Genomic DNA, 547 nt, shown 5'->3' with positions numbered 1-547 from the left:
GTCCCACAGCGCCCTCTGCGCCGCGACGATGTCGTCGTCGCTGACCAGGATCGAACGTTCGACGAAGGCCTCGGCGATCGGGAACATCATTTCGCCGACGCGCTTCGGCGCCAGCGAATCGGCGGCGATGCCTTCGGCCGGCGCATCGACCGGCTTTCCGGCCTCCAAGGCGCGGTAGAGCGTCGGCGCGCCCTCGGGCTCGATGGCGATGATGCGGATACGCCCCGAGAACCAGGCGGCGATGCCGCCGATCAGGCCGCCGCCGCCGACGGCGACCAGCAGCGTGTCGATCTCGGGCAAATCGGCTTCGATCTCCAGGCCGAGCGTGCCCTGGCCGAGCAGCGTTTCCTCCTGGTTGAAGGCGTGCACCTGCAGGGCTCCGGTTCTGGCGGCGAATTCCTCGCTGGCGGCCAGCGCCTCGGCATAGCGGGCGCCGCCGACCACCAGCTCGGCGCCGTAGCCGCGGATGCGCGCGAGCTTCGCCGGCGGGCTGACCTCGGGCACGAAGATGCTGGCCTTGTGCCCGAGCTTCATGGCGGCGTAGGCG

Annotated in this window: 1 protein-coding gene; it reads right to left on the bottom strand. The window is 70.7% G+C overall.

Annotated features, from left to right (window positions below):
* On the bottom strand, positions 1–547 hold a 547-nt coding region (locus tag EOD07_RS36815), incomplete at both ends, for a pyridoxal-phosphate dependent enzyme (RefSeq protein WP_127238532.1).

Source organism: Mesorhizobium sp. M2C.T.Ca.TU.002.02.1.1, assembly GCF_003997225.1.
This window is presented reverse-complemented; position numbering and strand designations above follow the sequence as displayed.